This is a genomic window from Paenibacillus sp. FSL H7-0714, assembly GCF_038003765.1.
Lineage (GTDB): Bacteria > Bacillota > Bacilli > Paenibacillales > Paenibacillaceae > Paenibacillus_AQ.
Genome location: NZ_JBBOPT010000001.1, coordinates 6,712,175 through 6,730,141 on the forward strand (window position 1 = coordinate 6,712,175; position 17,967 = coordinate 6,730,141).

General features: G+C 46.8%; 15 protein-coding genes. 1 reads left to right on the forward strand and 14 read right to left on the reverse strand.

All coding sequences use genetic code 11. The features are described 5' to 3' along the window. Nucleotides 1-81: 81 nt before the first annotated feature. Nucleotides 82-1,788: a glutamine--tRNA ligase/YqeY domain fusion protein gene (locus NST34_RS30255; protein ID WP_076285634.1), complete on the reverse strand. Its 1,707-nt coding sequence runs from the start codon at nt 1,786-1,788 to the stop codon at nt 82-84. 230 nt (nt 1,789-2,018) lie between these two features. On the opposite strand from NST34_RS30255, the gene NST34_RS30260 reads away from it, so the two are divergent. Beyond that, nucleotides 2,019-2,567, forward strand: a complete 549-nt coding sequence (locus tag NST34_RS30260) for a GNAT family N-acetyltransferase (RefSeq protein WP_076285633.1) — start codon at nt 2,019-2,021, stop codon at nt 2,565-2,567. Between the two features lie 93 nt (nt 2,568-2,660). Here NST34_RS30260 and NST34_RS30265 read toward each other — a convergent pair whose 3' ends face one another. From NST34_RS30265 to NST34_RS30325, 13 genes are all read right to left on the reverse strand, one after another. Continuing rightward, nucleotides 2,661-3,305 (reverse strand): MOSC domain-containing protein, encoded by a 645-nt coding sequence (locus NST34_RS30265; protein WP_341129368.1) that lies wholly within the window; start codon nt 3,303-3,305, stop codon nt 2,661-2,663. Beyond that, the gene (locus NST34_RS30270) at nt 3,286-3,816 is read right to left on the reverse strand and encodes a GNAT family N-acetyltransferase (RefSeq protein ID WP_149645363.1); all 531 of its coding nucleotides are present in this window, start codon (nt 3,814-3,816) and stop codon (nt 3,286-3,288) included. Before NST34_RS30270 ends, NST34_RS30265 begins: the two co-directional genes overlap by 20 nt. Nucleotides 3,817-3,886: 70 nt before the next feature. Continuing rightward, nucleotides 3,887-5,107, reverse strand: a complete 1,221-nt coding sequence (locus NST34_RS30275) for an MFS transporter (protein ID WP_076118992.1) — start codon at nt 5,105-5,107, stop codon at nt 3,887-3,889. Between the two features lie 433 nt (nt 5,108-5,540). After that, a complete protein-coding gene (locus NST34_RS30280) occupies nt 5,541-6,368 on the reverse strand; it encodes a formate/nitrite transporter family protein (protein WP_042192534.1) in 828 nt (275 codons plus the stop codon). 275 nt (nt 6,369-6,643) lie between these two features. Next, entirely contained in the window at nt 6,644-8,008 is a 1,365-nt protein-coding gene (locus NST34_RS30285; protein ID WP_076297929.1) for an FAD-dependent oxidoreductase, read from the reverse strand. A 336-nt stretch (nt 8,009-8,344) separates the two neighbouring features. Then, nucleotides 8,345-9,979: a formate--tetrahydrofolate ligase gene (locus NST34_RS30290; protein ID WP_341129369.1), complete on the reverse strand. Its 1,635-nt coding sequence runs from the start codon at nt 9,977-9,979 to the stop codon at nt 8,345-8,347. Nucleotides 9,980-10,229: 250 nt separating this feature from the next. Beyond that, nucleotides 10,230-10,706 (reverse strand): glutathione peroxidase, encoded by a 477-nt coding sequence (locus NST34_RS30295; protein ID WP_042192540.1) that lies wholly within the window; start codon nt 10,704-10,706, stop codon nt 10,230-10,232. 148 nt (nt 10,707-10,854) lie between these two features. Continuing rightward, nucleotides 10,855-11,718 carry a M15 family metallopeptidase gene (locus tag NST34_RS30300; protein ID WP_341129370.1) on the reverse strand — a complete coding sequence of 288 codons (864 nt, stop codon included), beginning with the start codon at nt 11,716-11,718 and terminating at the stop codon, nt 10,855-10,857. Nucleotides 11,719-11,919: 201 nt separating this feature from the next. Beyond that, nucleotides 11,920-13,725, reverse strand: a complete 1,806-nt coding sequence (locus tag NST34_RS30305; RefSeq protein WP_339799224.1) for a DEAD/DEAH box helicase — start codon at nt 13,723-13,725, stop codon at nt 11,920-11,922. 394 nt (nt 13,726-14,119) lie between these two features. Then, nucleotides 14,120-15,787 carry an ABC1 kinase family protein gene (locus NST34_RS30310; protein WP_076285626.1) on the reverse strand — a complete coding sequence of 556 codons (1,668 nt, stop codon included), beginning with the start codon at nt 15,785-15,787 and terminating at the stop codon, nt 14,120-14,122. Beyond that, the gene (locus NST34_RS30315; protein WP_042131416.1) at nt 15,788-16,135 is read right to left on the reverse strand and encodes a phasin family protein; all 348 of its coding nucleotides are present in this window, start codon (nt 16,133-16,135) and stop codon (nt 15,788-15,790) included. Nucleotides 16,136-16,230: 95 nt separating this feature from the next. After that, nucleotides 16,231-16,869 (reverse strand): ThuA domain-containing protein, encoded by a 639-nt coding sequence (locus NST34_RS30320; protein WP_042192549.1) that lies wholly within the window; start codon nt 16,867-16,869, stop codon nt 16,231-16,233. A 206-nt stretch (nt 16,870-17,075) separates the two neighbouring features. Then, nucleotides 17,076-17,888: a uroporphyrinogen-III synthase gene (locus tag NST34_RS30325; protein ID WP_341129371.1), complete on the reverse strand. Its 813-nt coding sequence runs from the start codon at nt 17,886-17,888 to the stop codon at nt 17,076-17,078. Between the last annotated feature and the right edge of the window lie 79 nt (nt 17,889-17,967).

The window sequence follows — 17,967 nt, forward strand, 5'->3', positions numbered from 1 at the left end:
TTCAACAAAAAGCAGGCTCAAACGTACCTATTCGGGACGTTTGAGCCTGCTTTTTGCTGTTACCTTGATTAATTTATCTATTTAGCCTTGTTTAGGAGGCTGAAATGAACTCTTCAGTGAAACGATAAGATTGAATACGAGATGTCCAGGCGCCGAATATTTGCTATCCACATTAAAATAGCCATGACGGAAGAACTGGAATTTATCCTGAGCCACGCTATCCTTAAGCGCAGGTTCAACAAACCCTTGCAGAATTTCTATGGACTTAGGATTAAGCTGATCTAAGAAGCTAGGCTCCGATTTCTCTACCGAGGAATCCAAACCTTCAACCTCCACAGCCTCATCCGCTTCTTCAGCAGAAATCAGAGGCTCGTATAGACGGAATTCCGCAGGAACCGCTTGGCTAGCTTCAACCCAGTGCAACGTACCTTTTACCTTGCGGCCTGTAAATCCACTTCCGCTCTTCGTTTCTGGATCATACGTACAATGCAGCTCCACTACCTCGCCATTCTCATCCTTAATAACCTCATTACATTTGATGAAATAAGCATGCTTCAGACGTACTTCATTACCAGGGAACAACCGGAAATATTTGTTTGGCGGATTCTCCATAAAGTCATCACGCTCAACATAAATTTCACGCGAGAACGGAATTTGACGTACGCCCATTTCCTCATTCTCTGTATTATTCTCCGCTTCAAGCCATTCTGTTTGACCTTCTGGGTAATTGGTGATAACAACCTTAAGCGGTCGTAACACAGCCATAGTACGCGGTACAGTTAGCTTAAGATCCTCACGGATAAAGTGCTCCAGCATTTGCAGGTCCACCAGACCCTGACTCTTGGAAATCCCTGCTTCATACACGAATTTACGAATTGCTTCCGGCGTATATCCTCTACGGCGTAGACCAGAAATCGTAGGCATCCGTGGATCATCCCAACCATCCACATGTCCTTCGTCTACAAGCAGCTTCAGCTTACGCTTACTAGTCATCGTTTGAGCCAGATTCAGACGACCAAATTCATATTGATGAGGGACAGCTGGCATCTCACATTCAGCTACAACCCAATCGTAGAATGGACGTTGATCTTCAAATTCGAGCGAGCAAAGGGAGTGAGTAATCCCCTCAATAGCATCTTCTAACGGATGAGCGAAGGTATACATTGGGTAGATACACCATTTATCGCCTGTGTTATGGTGATGTGCATGTGTAATCCGATAAATTACAGGATCACGCAGGTTAATGTTCGGTGACGCCATGTCAATTTTGGCGCGAAGAACCTTCTCACCGTCCTTGAATTCGCCTGCACGCATACGCCGGAACAGATCCAAATTCTCTTCGATACTACGATCACGATGCGGACTGTTCTTTCCTGGTTCCGTCAGCGTTCCACGCAATTGACGAATTTCATCCGCACTGAGGTCATCGACATAGGCTTTGCCCTTTGTAATTAATAATTCGGCACGTTTGTACATTTCCTCAAAATAATCAGATGCAAAACGCAGCTCTTCCCATTCATAACCGAGCCACTTTACATCTTCCTGAATCGAGTTTACATATTCCGTATCCTCTTTAGCCGGATTCGTGTCGTCAAATCTTAGGTTAGTCTTGCCACCGAACTCGTCCGCCAGTGTAAAGTTAATCCAGATCGCCTTGGCATGTCCGATATGTAAATAACCGTTCGGCTCCGGTGGAAAGCGTGTGATAACTTCTTTTACTTTACCGGTACGGAGGTCTTCGGTAATAACATTCTTAATAAAATTGGAGGGGGTGCTACGGTTCTCCACAGCTATCAACCTTTCATTCTGTAGTGTTACACTACTTCTTGTATAAACATGTTTCCTACTAATATACCCGTTAACCGTAGATTGTTCAATAAAAGGGGGCACAAGGCACGGATCATTTTTTAGTGTCTTTAGACCTTTTGACTTCTGTCAGGGCGATAGAGTAGCATGATAATCATAAGAAATAATCCATAATCATACATAAGGCCTTGTGCCAAAAAGGAGGCAACCGCTTGTTTAATTATGTCATCGATGAAGAGCTGATGTTAAAGCCGCTAATGCCAGAGCACGCTCGGCACATGTTCGCGTTAGTAGAGCACTCACGGGAACGACTACGACAATGGCTCCCTTGGGTGGATGCCGTTACGGAACAGGCCCACACTCTAAATTTCATCAAAAATGCGGTTAAACAAAGCACTGACAATGGTGCTTTTACCGCTGGACTATGGGTTCGCGGTGAGCTCGCCGGTGTTATTGGGTATCACCAGATTGACTGGCATAACCGATCTGTTGGGATCGGCTACTGGCTGGGTGAAGGATATGAAGGTAAAGGGTATATGACCAGTGCCTGTCGGGTGCTAGTAGACTATGCACTACTGGAAATGGAGCTGCAGCGTGTAGAAATTCGCTGCGCGACCGGAAATGTTTCCAGCCGGGCGATCCCGGAACGGCTTGGTTTTGTCCTTGAGGGTGTGATTAGACAGTCAGAGAAACTGCCTGACGGCTACGTCAACCATGCCGTATACGGTTTATTACGTAGTGAATGGCAGCTGCTCGGTTAAGTTAGGCTAAGCAAGCAACAAGTATAAGCTCATAAATAGAAATAAACCTGGAAGGCATACGCCTCCAGGCTTATTTTGGTTTTTAGATAGTGTTTAACTCTCCGGCAGACCCAGCTGTTTTCGAAACTTGTTCCGCACTACGGCGGAGAGAGTTTCTAGCTCCGCAAGAGATGCCAGTGCAGCTTCCTCTTGCAGCACTACTTGCATTAAATGTAGTACATGCGCCACGGACGCACCGCCAGCTCCACTTTCTTTTTTGACAATCGCATCTCCGGTTGAGATCTTTCCTTCACGAAGCACACGCAAGTAAAATCCGCTATATCTAGTGTCCAGCACTTGAGCCGGGAGATCTGCCGGGCCATGCTTTTGTGAGATTTTGAAGCAAGGATAACGTGGCTGGCTGACCTGCAGCACAGTGGTACCTATTTCGTACACATCGCCAATGCACACATCTGTCTCTAATAAGCCGGCAGTTGTTATATTTTCTCCGAAGGCAGAGTATTCCAGTTTCTTCCCAAGCTGCTGCTCCCAGTAGGGATAATGCTCGATGGGGTAGGCACAAACTGCCTTATCAGGGCCCCCGTGATGTTTCAGATCCGCCTGACCATCTCCGATAAAACCATTGGTATTTAGCTGAACTGATCCTTCGACAGGCATTTTATAAATCCCAGTCTCCAAAGGTTTTCCCCGATAATCCACTGTTACTGGCCGCCCCACATTAAGTGAGATGATCTCCATATCCTTCTCCTCCTGTCAGCATGCAGCACATAAATATTTCATCCACATATCGACCGCCAAGATAAAACTCCTCCCGCAGACGTCCCTCTTCCACAAACCCGCATTTACGATAAAAAGAAAGCGCTGATTCATTACAGGATAATACGCGTAGACGCAGCTTACGAATGGCGTTATCTGCGGCATGTTCCTTAATAGCCTCTATGAGCTGCCGGCCAATACCTAAACGTTGATAATCCGGATGAACAGCAATATTGACCTCGCACACATGCCTGTTACTCTCCATTCGACTAGGGCAGCCAAACCCAACATATCCGCATAGCTTGTCATCCTTTAGCGCTACTAGCTGCGAACCCGGGGGAGCATTCAGTAGATAATCCTCTTGGGAACGCCACAGTAATGGCCCCGGGCTAGTGTTCTCCGTCCAGATCATATGATCCAGATGAATCAGCTCCCGCACGTCTTTAATCTCTGAGAACCTTATTATAAACCTATCCCTGTTGCTAAGTTTCATAAAGATGTACACCCCTTGCCTTGCACCTCTATAGAATTCACAGTAGATCATTTGAATCCACTATGCTCAACTATCCTATTGACCGCTCCAATGAATTTCCTCGGCGGTTGATATACGCATGAACGATAAAGAATCCTACGGACAGCAGTGCCATCGCACATGCCAACCATGCGGTAGGCGCTAAGCCTCCACTATCGTATAACCTACCCATTAAGTATGGTCCAATCACCCTACCGACTGCCCCCATGCCTCCACTTAGCCCTAAATAGAAAGGAGCACTACGACCTGCATGATCCGAAATAAAGGAAGGCATGGCCGGAGATATCAGCATTTCCCCAAGCGTAGCGAGTACCATCCCAAGCACTAGACCTGAATAAGTCGGCATCCATAAAAGAACAGCATACCCACCCAAATAAAATAGAGCACTTACTGTCATTTGCGCCGTTGAGGTAGATGCGAACCAGCGTTTAATTACTGTTACGAGCGGCTGAGCCGCAAAAATGAGAATTCCGTTAAGCGTCCAGAGAAAACCATAAGTCTTCTTAGGCCAGCCCTCAGAAATAATGAACGGAGATACCCCTGTATTCCATATAGAGTTCCCTAATAGTAGGAACATCGAGGCAATACCCATATAAAGATAAATTCGTGTATGCCCCATTAGCTTCCAGGTAGATTGTTTGTCAGGACCAGCCTTCTGGTGTTCTGCGACCTCCTGTGAAGAATCTCCTCCGACTTTCTTGAGATATACAAAAAAGAATACCGCAAATACCGCTGAAGTTACGCCGTTCATCACAAAGCTGAGCATATAAGAAATATCGGCCAAAAAACCACTTAACGCCGTACCCAGTGCTACACCAATATTATTAGCGACATAAATAACATTAAACAGCTCTCCGCGCTGCTTCGTAAAACGAAAGCCGATAAATGCCTGAATCGCAGGTAAGGACAGTGAATTAAAGAGCCCTACCAGTCCCATCGCGACCATAAATAACGTCCAGTTGTTACTTGCTGCCGGCAAAGTGAACAGAGCAAGTGCATTCATGCCCAGCGCTCCAACAATCAGCCGGTTAACGCCTACCTTATGATAGAGTGAGCCCCCGAGTAGTTGACCCACAATTCCTCCAACTGATTGAATAAGAATCACTAATCCAGCATCCGACATGCTGCGTCCAAGCTCATCAAAAACATACATTGTAACCAATGGCCACATCAGTGCACTACCCGTTGCATTAATAAGACTAGCAATTAAAAATATCTTAACTTCTTTAGGATAATTCTGTAAAAACTTCATAAGTAGTGTACATCCCCTGTAATATATGTGTCATTATTCCATCCAGTATTATCCCAAAACAGGGTTCAGGGCAAGCAGACGCATTGACGTGCTATCGTGATAAAGTCTCAGTATACTTTACCTCTTATTTAGGACTAACTTCTACCGTAGCTGAGAAAAAAGTAGCACCTTTCACGTCCGCATTCCTCCCTATTTCTACTATCTATTTATATTTTATAGTTGCCGCTGTCGTCCGTAAAGTAGACTAAACAATAATGAAGTGTTTCGTTATTACAGAGTCAGGGTAATAGAGCCTAGAAACACTCCCCCTTTTAAAATTCGCTGTGCATCCGAATTCGTTCCCCCGAGTTCGGATACATCACGGCGGATTTTATTTGTCTATACAGCAAAAAGCACCCCTCAACTATTCTAAGGAGTGCTTTATAAGATAGGTTTAGGCGTGTTTTTTTACACCGCTGCCGGACATGCTGTCCACGGACTGAATAGATGCAGGCTCTTTGCGCAGGTAAGCCATCCAATAAGCTGCCGCAACAAAGATCGCACCGCCCGTCAAGTTTCCTAGCCATACCGGAACAAAATTGTTGAAGTACTCTCCCCATGAAAAATAACCTTCAAAAATAGCTGCCGGAATTAAGAACATGTTGGCTACAACGTGCTGGAAGCCGATAGCTACAAAAGCCATTGTTGGGAACCAGATGCCGAGGATTTTGCCACTGAAGTTATCTGCTCCATAGGAGAGCCATACCGCTAAAGCTACGAGCCAGTTACAACCGATACCGGAAACAAATGCCGGCAAGAAGTCTGCCTCAAGCTTATGTCCTGCCATCTCCACTAATTTTTCCAAATACACACCGTCAGAGGTTAAACCAACCACGTGACCGAAAAAGTAAGCTACAAACAAAGCTCCCGCTAGATTGCTCAGGGTAATCAATACGAGATTCTTAACCACTTCCCAGAAGGATATCTTCTTCGCCATAAAAGCAAGTGGCACAGCCATCATATTGCCTGTCAGCAGTTCTCCCCCTGCAAGCAGTACTAGAATCAATCCGACAGGGAAGACAGCTGCCCCAATAAAGTTAGCGATGGATCCCCATTCATGTGGTGCGCCAGCAATGACGCGAATATCCAGTAAAAATCCGAGCGCGATAAACGCTCCTCCCAGAAAGCCCAGAATTAGTACGGTGCTTAAAGGATTGTGCGCCTTTTTTATACCGTTCTCGACCGTGACTGCGGCAATCTGCTGCGGTTTATTATAAGCCATGATTCCTATCCCCTTCATCTATTTACTTAAAATTTGTTCCTTTACGACCATTGTAGCGTGTCATAAAACACATTAACGTGATAATTATCACTTAATGAAAAACTAAGTGAAACTTTTCACTGACATGTCAAATTTAACGAAGCGCATCCATAATTACAATTGTAAGAATAGGCTCCATATTATTTTAAAGGTAAATAGTACCAGTATCAATCACAAAAAACCGGAGCCATATATGGCTCCGGTTTACCCAACTTTATTGTTCACATGCAATTAAATTATACGGTTACTGCCTCTTTGCTTGGTACTGATGCCGGTAGCGATTCGAGTCCTACTGTATTCAGGAAGTTCCAAGGCTTGTTGTAATGAGGTTGGAAGAAGAAATCGATAAAGGCAAGCTGATCGATTGTCATTTTATTTTGAATACATACAGATACTGTGTTAATCGATTGCGTCAAATCCGTCTTGGACAAGATTTGTGCTCCGAGAATGCGGCGTGTGGCGCGATCAAATACCACTTTTAATTGCACCTGCTCGAAGGTTGGCATAAATTCTGGACGGTAGTTGTCAATAATCATGGTAGTTTCTACGTCCATTCCTTCAGCCTTAGCCCCTTCTTCAGTAAGACCGGTAGCAGCGATATTATCTTCATAAATCTTAATGCCCGAAGTCCCTTGAGTACCCATATAAGGAATCGTCTCTTTCACTAAGTTACGTGCGACCAAAGTGCCCATCCGTACGGCATTGGTTGCCAGTGGAATATAAGCGTGCTTACCCGTAGGGTTGTAATGAATCGCGCAGCTGTCACCAGCGGCATACACATCTGGGCAACTAGTCTGCATATAATCATTGACCAGAATTGCGCCATTTGGCAGCATATCCACTTGACCTTTTAACAGCTCAGTATTCGGACGGAAGCCGATGCAGAGAATTACAAGATCCGCTTCATGCTCCCCTTCGCTTGTGATAACCTTGGTAACTTTGCCACCTTCACCAGCAAAAGAACTTACCTTCTCATTCAGCGCTAATTTAATACCATGATCCTTAAAGGATTGTTCGATCGGCGCAGTAAACTCTGGGTCCAAATATTTATTCAAAATACGATCTTCACCATCAATCAGCGTAACTTGCTTTCCGTTCATTTGGAAGGCTTCCACCAACTCAACGCCGATATATCCAGCGCCTACGACTGTGATTTTATTCGCTTGTTTAGCTTTTTCTATAATGGTATTGGAATGATCATAGTTCTTGCAAAGCAAGACGCCTTCCAGCTCAATCCCTTCGAGCTTCGGTACAATCGGCCATGATCCCGTAGTCATAATCAGCTTATCGTAGGTATCGTCAAACTCCTGTCCGGTTACCAAATTGCGAACACGCAATGTTTTGGACTTCGTATCCACAACGGTCACTTCATGACGCATGTTGGTCTTTACACCAAGCTCAGCAAGCTTCTCAGGGGAAGAATAGAACAGCCCGTGTGGGTCCTTGACCACTCCACCTACGTATAAAGCAATTCCACAAGATAAGAAAGAAATATTATCATTACGCTCATACACCGTAATCTCGGCTTCCGGGTGAAGCTTGGCAGTATTTACAATTGCGGCAGTTCCGGCATGGGTACATCCAATGACAGCTACTTTCATTATTTTCTTCCTCCTTCAAATGGACAACCTGGTTATATATTCGAATTGCTTGACTGACCAAATTAGATATCTGATCACCGATGGATTAATTGTGATTTATTTCACTTTATAAACTGATTATATTGTGATATTTATCACATTACAAGTCTTTTCGCCTATATTCTCAGATTGTTCACAATTTTAAGCATTTTCCGTCACTGCTGCCGATTGCGACCTCGTTAGCTTTGCCATGGGCGTAGGACATTATGTTCTGCCCCCTCAGGATATACTTTCTTATTACGCGCAAAAAAGGCTTTCCCCTACACCAACAGGGAAAAGCCTGATCATAAACTGTATCTACACCAAACCGTGAATCACGCCATCCTCATCCATCCATAGTGCCTCAGCAGCTGGCTTAGCCGGTAGACCTGGCATCGTAACGATATTGCCCGTAATCACTACAGCAAACCCTGCACCGAGCGAAAGGGTAATATCACGGATACCTACCATGAAACCTTCTGGAGCGCCAAGCAATCTAGGCTGATCTGAGAAGGAATAAGGAGTCTTCGCCATACATACTTGAAGATTATTTAACCCAAGACGCTCAATCACCGCTAGGCTGCGTTTGGCCGCAGGGGAAAAGTTAACCTCCGCACCACGGTAAATTTCGCGAACAATCTTGGTGATTTTGGAAGAGATGTCGAGTTCATTCTCATACAAAGGAGCAAAACGTTCAGTGTCGCTATGATCCAGAAGTTTCTTTAATTCCGAAGCCAACTCTTGTCCGCCCGCACTACCTTCTGCCCATACCTTGGATATTGCCGCAGGAACGTTCAATCGGCGACAAGCCTCCACAACGTCATTAATCTCTTCTGGGCTATCGCCTTCAAAATGATTGATGGCAACAAGAACAGGCACCCCAAATTTGCCGAGATTCTCTACATGACGCTCCAAATTAGACAATCCAGAGCGCAGCGCCGACCGGTTCTCCGTTTGGAGCTCATTCTTAGGTACACCACCGTTATATTTCAAGGATTTCACCGTCACGACAAGCACTGCCGCTGAAGGGGTTAGACCCGCTTGCCGGCATTTGATATCCATGAATTTCTCTGCACCAAGATCCGCTCCGAAGCCTGCTTCCGTAACAACAACATCCCCCAGCTTGAGTGCATAACGAGTACCGATAACACTACTGCAGCCATGGGCGATATTCGCAAATGGACCACCGTGTACAATAACAGGAGTGCCCTCCAAGGTCTGCACCAGATTAGGCTTGACTGCTTCCTTCAGCAGCGCTGTCATCGCTTCAACTGCTCCTATTTGCTCGGCCGTTATAGGCTGTCCCTCTTGGTCATACCCAATCAAAATACGGTTCAGACGCTTTTTGAGATCACTCAGATTATCGCATAGGCATAATACAGCCATAATCTCAGAAGCTGTTGTAATCTGAAACCCACTTTCCCGCACGGCTCCATTTCCATCTCCGAGCCCTGTCACTATATTCCGCAGACTGCGATCATTCATATCCATCACGCGTTTCCAAACGATACGCTGCGGATCAAGACCCAGCTCATTACCTTGGAAGATATGATTATCAATCATCGCAGACAATAAATTATGTGCAGAAGTCACCGCATGAATATCACCCGTAAAGTGCAAATTAATCTCATCTGCCGGAATGATCTGTGACTTGCCGCCGCCCGTGGCACCGCCTTTCATGCCTAAGCATGGTCCGAGGGATGGTTCGCGCAAGGCAGCCACGGTCTTTACTCCTGCTGCGTTCAATGCCTGTGCCAGCCCAATGGTTGTTAAGGTCTTCCCTTCGCCAGCAGGGGTTGGATTCACCGCAGTGACCAATACCAGCTTACCATCTGGTTTGTTCTTCATGTCTTCCCATAAGGACGGTGAAAGTTTACTTTTATATTTTCCGTATAGTTCCAGATGCTCTTCGTCAATTCCCGCTTGTGCTGCTACCTCTGTAATTAACTTCATGCTTGTATTGAACCCTCCTGCCGTTATTATCCTGCTGTATTCCACGCTTTATGCATATTTTGCATGGGCATTACATTCTCTTCAAAGAATACATGGTCTCTGTAAAGCGTCAAGTATAATTTATCACAACAAAATTTAAGGCGCCTATTCTATATTCCTATGTAAAAAAAGAAAATCCCGTCGAGGCTCGGCCAAAGACCGAGGTCGAAAGGATACTTGTAAAATAACAATTCATCAGTCCCTAAATGATCTACAGTAAGGACTCAATCTGTTCTGACATCGTTTCTGGCGATTCCTTTGGCTCCACACGAGCTACTACATTACCGCCACGATCAATAAGAAACTTCGTGAAATTCCAGCTGATATCACTGCTGTCGCCAGTACCCGGCTGCTGCTCTTTTAAATAATTGAAAAGAGGGCTGGCATCCGGTCCATTCACATCCACTTTGGCAAACACAGGAAAGGTAACGCCATAATTAATCTGACAGAATTCTTCTGCCTCTTCACTTGTACCCGGCTCCTGACCCGCAAATTGGTTGCAGGGGAATCCTAATACTACAAGTCCCTGATCCCTATACTGCTCATATAGCTTCTGGAGATCCCCATACTGCGGTGTAAGTCCGCATTTACTAGCCGTATTGGCAATCAGCACTACCTTACCTTCATACTCTGTAAATGACACTTCTTTACCCGAAGGCGTAACGCCGGAAAAATTGTAGATCGACATCCTAATTCCCCTTCCTTCCATGTACTTAGACTACACTACGTATCTTACCCGAATTGTAACAGATTGCAACTTATCGACACTTTCTGTAAACACTAAGATAAAAAAAAGCAGCCCTATGTATTTCTTAGGCCTGCTCTCTATCACTTTGTTATTTGGATACTGGTACGACATCATAATATTCTTCCAGCGTAATCCCTTTATCCGCAATATAAGTAGCTATATCCTTGCCCACATAACGGATATGCCAAGGCTCATACTTATATCCTGTAATGTCCTGCTTTCCTTCTGGAAAGCGGATGATATAACCATATTCGGTTGCATGCTGCGCTAGCCACTCCGCTTCCTTCGTTCCACCAAAACAGCTCTCCGCAGCACATTTCCCGTCACTTCCTGAGACATCGATAGCAAGCCCTGTCTGATGCTCGCTATAGCCAGGCACGGCACTGTAAGTACGAGCCAGTTCTTCTCCGTCTTTCTCAACATAACGATTGAACAGCCTTGTTTGGGTTTCCTTAGAACGGTAGGCCGAAACGCCAGCCAAGTAAATCCCGTCTTCCTCTGCGCCTGCGAACAGTTTCTCTAACGCTTCGGCAGCTTCCTTACGCATCATACGCTTCTCGATTTTCTCTTTAAATGTAAAACGCACTTCCGGGTAGACTAGATCCGTTGGCTTATAGTTCTCCGGCAGTCCATACTCCTTATTCACCATCACAGCTATGCTGTCAGGCTCTTTAAAAGAATCATCAGTGCTATTTCCCTTGCCGTTACTATCCGGTTCGGACGGATCAGAGGGATCCGTTATATTAGTTGGATTAGCTACCACTGGGTCTGTTATACCCTCTTCGGTGCTATCACCATCCTCACCAGGCTTAGCTTGAAGATCATCCTGCACATTTATATTGGAACCGCTACTATCTGAAGCAGAAGGAGAAGGCGTCGTATATTTCCCAATCCCCCACCCAACAGCAATAACGACAATTAACAAGATTATTATTTTCAATTTTTTAGACATCTGCAAGATCTTCCTCCTCGAAGTCGAAACACTCTATTTATCTATTAGACAAGCTTTCCTTCAAAAATGTTACACTAAGATCCTTTTTTAGACAAATATCGCTCGGATAATTGTGCCTACAAAATAAAGTTACCATAGGGAGTTAGCTTGTCCGCTAACTTCCCTATGGTAACAAGTTTTAGTTATGAAATTCCACTCACATTATCTGGATGTGCCTCTGCCGCCGCTTTTAAAGCCGCCGGAGCTGCCGCGTCCACCCCGTGAGGAACCCGTATTTCCGCTGTTGCGGCCGCCTTTACCAGCGCCACCCTTGGCACCGCTATAGCCGCCTTTGCTACCTTTACCACCTTTGCCGCCGCCTCTAGACGGGCCCGTACCGTAGCCGCTGCCTAAGCCGCCTCGTGGTGTGCCGCCAACGTAAGCGCCGCCGTCTGCACCTCTGGCTACGTTCTCGCTGTAGCCAGTGCTTGGGCCGCCCTTCCGGTTCGCACCGCGCGAACCGGTGCTGCTAGGCGCTGCTGCGTTGCCGCTAGCTGGCGCATCGCCTCTGGAGGCGAAGGCGCCATAGCCGCCGCCTACTCGTACTACGCCGGCAGCCTTGCCGCCGCCCTTAGGTGCAGCAGCGTCAAAGCCGCTGCCGCCACGCTTGCCAGCCGCCGCATCAGAACGACCACCGCGGCGACCTTCTGCAGGCGCGCCCCAGCCGCCTGCTTCCTTACCGCGGCCGCGGCCACCTTGCCGCGCTCCGCCTTCGCCGCGCGGAGCACCGCCGCGGCCAGAGCCGCCGGTCTTCGGTCCGCGGCCCGTGCGCGCTGCCTCAGCGCCGCCGCTTTGACGACCGCCGTGGCGTCCGCCGCCTTGTACTGCAACGAATTCGCCAACGCCGAATTCATCCTTGTCGTAACGGCGGCGATCCAGGCGCTGCGAAATGCCGTGCTCGATCAAGTCTAGTCCATCTTGCTCACGTGGAGAAGTGAACGTAATTGCAAGCCCTTTACCTCCGGCACGGCCTGTCCGGCCGATCCGGTGAATATAGCTATCCACATCAAGTGGCATATCGTAGTTAAAGATATGAGTGATACCTTCGACATCCAGCCCCCGAGCCGCTACATCTGTGGCTACAAGAAGCTGCAGCTTCGCATCACGGAATCTCTTCATTACACCTTCGCGTTTACCTTGGGACAAATCACCGTGCAGCTCATCACAATCATAACCTGCTGCTTGGAGTGCTTCGTTCAGCTTGGACACCCGACGTTTGGTCCGGCAGAAAATAATAGCCAAGTAAGGACGATCCCGTTCAATCAATGTTTTGAGCGCCTCTTCTTTATTACGATCCGAGACTTCCACGACTTGCTGTTTGATATTATCCAGCGGAATCGGAGAACCACTCTTAATAATGATATCCAGAGGCTCTTTCATGTAATTAGCTGCGAGACGTTTAATCGGATCTGGCATCGTCGCAGAGAACAACATCGTTTGACGGCGATAAGGAACAGCCGTAATAATGGTCTCTACATCCTCCAAGAATCCCATATGCAGCATTTGATCCGCTTCGTCCAGAACGAGCATCTTAACGCCACTAAGATCGAGCGTCTCCCGGCGCATATGATCTAGCAGTCTGCCCGGTGTACCGATAATAAGATGTCTGCCACCTTCGAGCTTACGCAGCTGCTTCTCAACATCCTGACCACCATAAACGGCCAAGATTTTAATATCCGTATGACGCGCCAGCTTACGTGCCTCTTCTGTAATCTGCAAAGCCAACTCACGTGTTGGGGCCATAATTAGCGCCTGCGGATAAGCTCGCTCCGTGTGGATCTTGTCCATAATTGGCAGCAAGAAAGCTAATGTCTTCCCTGTACCTGTCTTCGCTCTTGCAATTACATCCAGACCCTGCACCAATGGCGGTATTGCTTCCTGTTGCACTGGTGTAGGCTTAACGATGCCTTGACCTTGAAGCAATGTACACAGTAATTCTGAAACACCTAATTCTTTAAATCCCGGCAAATTCTCCACCTCACTATTTTCTCAGTTAAATTTGATTACATCTCTTACTTAACTTCCGTCTTCCAAAGCCCTATTCAGGCAGCCCCTACCCGACTGTCCTTTTGGGGGCGTATGCTTCCGATTCAGCTATATTCAAACAAAAGCGGAAGAACCCCGTCACCGGCATTCTTCCGTCCCATGTATCCCTTGACCCGTTAAAAGAGTGCGGTCAAAGTTCGGTTTCTGGGCAGCAGCGATCCACCGGACGTTTAGACGGCACTCCATTTGCGGTCCATTCCACTTTATACAATAGAAGTAAAGTTAAGCTTAGAAAGTTATCTTTTATATTGTACTTTATAGAACGGCATTTGTGTGAAACTGCAGAATAATAATTATTCTATCCTGTAGTTGTAGGTTAGAACCTTCCCGATTTAAAAATCGCAAAGATCAACCATAAGAACATCAGAAGCGCTACTACGCCGCCAATCTCCACTGTAGGGAAATTCCATAACACTGAAGGCTGACCGCGCATCGCAGTTCCAATAATGAGTCCAACCATGATAATACTGAACGCAAGCATCACAATACTAAACGCTAAGCGGTTCCCAACCCGGTCCAGCTTTCGCTCCAAATGCTCCAGCTCAGGTGCCACAATCTCTACCTTAAGCTTTCCCTTACTAATTAGCGCAGATAACTGCCTTGCCTGCCCAGGAAGCTCTAGAAGACTCTCCGTTAGATCGGCTACGCCGCCAAGGAACTTGCGCTGCAATCGGGGACCACTAAATCGCTGCTTCACAAGTTCCCGTCCAAAAGGCTCTGCCATCTCTAAAATGCTAATCGTTGGATCCAGGTTGCTAATGACACCCTCAAGCGTCAGCATCGTCTTACCAAGCATCGTTAGATCCGGGGGAAGGACTAATCGATGCTTGCGAGCAATGCCAAACAGATCATTTAGCGCTTTACCTATGCTCATCTTACTGAACGGAACATCATAATACTCTTCGCGAAGTCGATCCATATCATTATGCAATGCCGCTCGATCAGCATCCTCAGGGATGACGCCGAGACGCAAAATTGCCCGGACCATCGCATCCGTATTCTTGCGCATTAGTGCGATGACAAGCGCAGACAGCTGCTCTTTCATCTCTTCGTTCAGCCGCCCCATCATGCCAAAATCAATCAAAGCCAGCTTCCCATCAGCCATTCTCATAACATTCCCTGGATGCGGATCTGCATGAAAAAAGCCATGAATGAAAATTTGTCTTAGCATCATTTCCACGAGCTGCTGAGCAATAACCTTAAGCTTAACGCCGCTACTCAGTAGTTCATCGCGACGACTTAGCGTAATCCCTACCACATATTCCATCGTCAGCACTCGTGCTGACGTATAGTCCCAATAAATATCCGGGATGTATACTCCGTCATAATCCATCTGTTGAGCAATTTTCTCTGCATTGCGTCCTTCTTGGCCGTAATCCAGCTCACCAAGCAGAGATTTCGAGAATTCCTCTACCATACGGGACAACTGATATTGCCTCGCCCAGCCTAGCTGCTTCTCAGCAAGGGCGCTCAGATCTTTGAGAATTTCCAAATCCCTACTCATCGTTCGCAGTATGCCAGGGCGCTGAACTTTAACAGCCACGACCTGCCCACTGTGAAGAACAGCTCTATGCACTTGACCGATCGACGCAGCCGCAAGAGGAGTATCCTCAAAGGAATTAAAGATTTCATCCATCCGTTGATCGAGTTCATGCTCCACAATCGTGCGCACGCGCTCCACAGGGAACGGGGGCACATTATCCTGTAGTTTTACCAATTCTTGAATAATAGAATCAGGCAGCAGATCCGAACGTGTACTGGCGAGTTGTCCAAGCTTTATAAAGGTTGGGCCCAAATCCTCCAATACGAGCCGAATCCGCTCCCCGAGCGTAAGGCTTGTATGAGCTTCTTGCGTTACAAGACGGCGTGGAAGGGATAATAAATGATAGAGCCCCAGCTCCTCCACCATATAGCCAAAACCATGGTGCATAAGCGCCATGGCAATGGACCGGTATCGTCCGGCATGTCTGATACGTACTGCCATTTAGTCCGTACGCGTTTCCGCCGATGTTCCTTCTAGATGGGAAATGCCCTCCAGCTCGGCCAATCGACGCTCCAACACAGCAATTCGGCCTTCCAGCTCGTCAATATCACTTTGTACAGGAACCTTCATTTCCTTCAACACGCGTTGTACTTGTTCTTGTACAACAGACTTGAGCATACCTCGCTCTTCCTCACCGCGTTCAATCAGACGGTCAACAAGGGCCTTAGACTCCGAAGGAGCAAGCTCCCCACGCTTCACTAGTTCCTCAACAACCTTTTCTACTTTTTCCTTACTAACAATGGTGAGGCCCACTCCTAAAGAGATCGCTTTTTTAAACAAATCACTCATAGTACTTCCTCCCAAAGATTCCGTTTCGTTACAAACGGAGTTGATGATTAAAGTATACCTCACTGTGTGCGTATTTCAAAAAAACGCTCTATCCCTTAGTTACTTACCGGAATACGTGCAGCCCAAGTAGCTGCCTGCAAGATCAGTTTACGTAGTGCTGGATGGCGGAAGGATGGCTCATGATGCCCAGGCATAAGGAACACTACTCGTCCTAAACCATAGCTGTGGCACCATGCAGCTGGAAGCCATTGACCCTCCGATTCATACTGAAGAAGAATAGTCCGATCTGTGAACGGATCAAATTCGAAATGATAAGGCTCCTCATCCAGCTGGAAGTCTTCAACGCCCTCAGTAATGTCATGCTCTAGCACCTTAAAATTCATTGGCTCGTAAGCGGTGTGACCATTAAAGCGTCCACCGATCAGCTGAGCTAGTTCGTTACGCTTCGTCAAAGAAGCACCTGTATGAAGAACAATCAGTCCTCCACCACCGCTCACATAGCTGAGTAGGCCAGCGGTTTGCTGAGGAGATACAGTTTCATTCCATAATTCGTTGTAGGCAATGCATAAGTCATAACTTCCTAAATGCTCAATGCGCATCATTTTTTTGTTTTCTGAACACTGAACGGTTAATAAATCATTTAAGATCTCGCTAATTTGTTGGTCCACTCCTTGAAGTGGATGGAAACGGGGATGGGTATAATCACCAAGTAACAGACATTTTCTTTTGTCCATGGGGATCCTCCTCCTTATTCATTGTTATTATTCATCACATGTTGCCTATATTCTAAGGAAAACTGCTGCGAATGTCCATGCAGATGGCAGGTTTACTACTCTTAAGGCATCCTCTTCCGGGTAAAAAAGCATCCCCACCCATTGAATCGGGCGGGAATGCTTCTGAATAGTAACGTAAATCTTGTAAAGCTGCCGCACACTATGGTCTAGCGATTCGCCGCCACATATTTGCCCAACTCTACAATCATGCTTCCCATCCGTTCATGCTCAGGCATGATGATACGTTGTAGGCCCTCTTCTTTTAGAGCCTCAGAGGTAATACGCCCTACAGAAACAGCAAGCACTTTATCCTCGAAAGACCTCAGCATCTCCTCCAGCTTGCCCTGTTCCCGAGCAAATTGAGAGAGGAAACGAAATTGTGGCGCACTTGTAAAAGCCACGGCATCAATCTTACCTTCTATGATTTCTGTAAGCAATCTTTCAAGCTCACCCGGTTCTGGTAGAGTATGACGATACGGCAGCACTTGGCGGGTATTCGCCCCAGCCTCCTGCAGCCATGCGAGCATACGAGGAGCTGGATCGCCGTGCAGCTGCAGTACGACCTCCTTGCCCTGCAAATCCAGAGATTGAAGCCCACGAATCAATCCGATCGTACTTCCGTCGTCGTCACGAACCTCCGGCGTAAGTCCTCTTTTTTTCAAAGCATTCACTGTCTTATAACCCCGTGCAGCAATAATAGAACCAGAAAGGACCTCTAAGAAACGCTCAGCGATATTAAGGCGTTCAGCCGTTTGGAAGAGAGCATCCAGTCCCATGCCTGTGGTAAGGATCACCAAATAAGGTGGATGGCTGATCCATGAATTCAATCCTTCCTCCAATGCCTCATCATCAAGAAAGACAGTACCCTGAGCAGGTCGACATAACGCCGTCCCCCCCATATTTCGCACCAACTTGGCCATCTCTTCCGATTTGCGCGGACCCGCCAAGGCGACCGTGAACCCTTTCAGTTGCTCTGCCATGTACTATTATCTCTCCTCTCTCCGTTGCCTAACCCAACATTATTGTTTATCAGTATACTTGCAAAGGGCTGCAAAAGGG

Bases quoted from the DNA above. Each gene is read 5' to 3' on its own strand.
- NST34_RS30285 (WP_076297929.1), bottom strand. From the start codon at position 8,008: ATGAAAGTAGCTGTCATTGGATGTACCCATGCCGGAACTGCCGCAATT.
- NST34_RS30310 (WP_076285626.1), bottom strand. From the start codon at position 15,787: ATGGCAGTACGTATCAGACATGCCGGACGATACCGGTCCATTGCCATG.
- NST34_RS30280 (WP_042192534.1), bottom strand. From the start codon at position 6,368: ATGGCTTATAATAAACCGCAGCAGATTGCCGCAGTCACGGTCGAGAAC.
- NST34_RS30320 (WP_042192549.1), bottom strand. From the start codon at position 16,869: ATGGACAAAAGAAAATGTCTGTTACTTGGTGATTATACCCATCCCCGT.
- NST34_RS30290 (WP_341129369.1), bottom strand. From the start codon at position 9,979: ATGAAGTTAATTACAGAGGTAGCAGCACAAGCGGGAATTGACGAAGAG.
- NST34_RS30325 (WP_341129371.1), bottom strand. From the start codon at position 17,888: ATGGCAGAGCAACTGAAAGGGTTCACGGTCGCCTTGGCGGGTCCGCGC.
- NST34_RS30275 (WP_076118992.1), bottom strand. From the start codon at position 5,107: ATGAAGTTTTTACAGAATTATCCTAAAGAAGTTAAGATATTTTTAATT.
- NST34_RS30315 (WP_042131416.1), bottom strand. From the start codon at position 16,135: ATGAGTGATTTGTTTAAAAAAGCGATCTCTTTAGGAGTGGGCCTCACC.
- NST34_RS30295 (WP_042192540.1), bottom strand. From the start codon at position 10,706: ATGTCGATCTACAATTTTTCCGGCGTTACGCCTTCGGGTAAAGAAGTG.
- NST34_RS30300 (WP_341129370.1), bottom strand. From the start codon at position 11,718: ATGTCTAAAAAATTGAAAATAATAATCTTGTTAATTGTCGTTATTGCT.
- NST34_RS30265 (WP_341129368.1), bottom strand. From the start codon at position 3,305: ATGGAGATCATCTCACTTAATGTGGGGCGGCCAGTAACAGTGGATTAT.
- NST34_RS30270 (WP_149645363.1), bottom strand. From the start codon at position 3,816: ATGAAACTTAGCAACAGGGATAGGTTTATAATAAGGTTCTCAGAGATT.